We start from the raw sequence: 1,449 nt of genomic DNA, 5'->3' as shown, positions 1-1,449 counted from the left end.
TTTTGAACTGCTCTGTAAAATCATCGACAGATTGACAGAACTTTTCATAAAACGTATCACCTGAACCATAAGTGCCGAATACTTTTCCGGTCAAATCAATCTCAGCCAGTTCTTCATAAAAATCAACGATTTCATCTGGTAGATTGGCATCATTGCCATATGTGTAAGTTCCCACGAGACAAATATCAACGTCTAAAAAATCTTCAGGATCTGCTTGCATACAGTCTACACTCTCCACTTCCACATCTAAATCTTCTAAAGCTTTTTCAACAATCTCAGTACATTCTTCTGTATTGCCAGTTAAACTTGCATACACAATCATAGCCGTAGTCACTGATCTTCATCCTTCCTTAAAAAACGCACTTTCTTCTTAAGAAAGTATACCAAAGATTAGAGCACTTTCGCAACGCTAAGAAAGCGTGAAAAGGAACAAAAAAGGGTTTTGAAAAGTATAAAACAGTTAAAAAAGAAGAATGGTTCACTTTTTAAGCTTTTAAGCATATAATAGACTGAGTGACTGTGTAAAATGAATAGAAAAGAGGAATGAAATTGATTACCCTAAAATCAAAACGTGAAATTGACGCAATGGATGAATCAGGTGCGTTATTAGCCAGCATCCACGAAGCTTTGCGCGACTTTATCAAACCCGGTGTAACAGGACTAGAAATCAACAAATTTTTCCAAGACCGCATTGAAGCAGCTGGCGGAATCGCTGAGCAAATTGGTTTTGAAGGTTATGAATATGCTACTTGTATCAGTGTTAATGATGAAATTTGCCACGGCTTTCCAACAGACCAACCATTAAAAGATGGTGATCTAATTAAAGTAGATACTGTTGTTAATTTGCGCGGTGCCATGAGTGATTCTTGCTGGAGCTACGTTGTCGGCGAATCCACACCGGAAATAGACAAATTGATGGAAGTAACAAAAAATGCGCTTTATAAAGGAATTGAACAAGCACAAGTCGGAAATCGCATTGGGGATATCGGTCATGCTATTCAAACTTATGTTGAAGGAGAAGGGTTCTCAGTAGTGCGGGAATTTATTGGCCATGGCATTGGACCCACGATGCATGAAGCACCCTCTGTTCCACATTATGGCGAAGCAGGCAAAGGCTTGCGTCTAAAAGAAGGCATGGTCATTACGATCGAGCCCATGGTCAACACCGGAACATGGAAATCAAAAATGGATAATAATGGCTGGACAGCCCGCACAAAAGACGGCGGTTTGAGTTGCCAATACGAACATACATTAGCTATCACTAAAGAAGGCCCAAGAATCCTAACCATGCAAAAAGACTAAGGATGAAGTACCGCGCGGGAGTTTCGATTCAAAATTAAGAAACTTTCAGGAAATGTTCCATTTCCTGAAAGGTTATCTATTTTGACTAGAAACTGCGGGACGCAGCTCAACTAAAAATAGAATGCGGAGTGACCCCGGTAGACACAC

2 protein-coding genes are annotated in these 1,449 nt (G+C 40.0%); one reads left to right on the top strand and one right to left on the bottom strand.

Translation table 11 applies throughout. From position 1 onward, the window contains the following. Positions 1–334: flavodoxin (locus tag RT405_RS03085; RefSeq protein WP_313467464.1), on the bottom strand; the 334-nt coding region annotated here is incomplete at its 3' end. A 215-nt stretch (positions 335–549) separates the two neighbouring features. Between RT405_RS03085 and map the strand changes: the two genes are divergently transcribed. Continuing rightward, the gene (gene map / locus RT405_RS03080) at positions 550–1,302 is read left to right on the top strand and encodes a type I methionyl aminopeptidase (RefSeq protein WP_313467480.1); all 753 of its coding nucleotides are present in this window, start codon (positions 550–552) and stop codon (positions 1,300–1,302) included. Positions 1,303–1,449 lie beyond the last annotated feature (147 nt).

It is taken from the genome of Carnobacterium sp. (assembly GCF_032094055.1).
GTDB lineage: Bacteria > Bacillota > Bacilli > Lactobacillales > Carnobacteriaceae > Carnobacterium_A.
The sequence above is the reverse complement of the archived record's forward strand: the minus strand, read 5'-3'. Positions and strand labels throughout refer to the sequence as shown.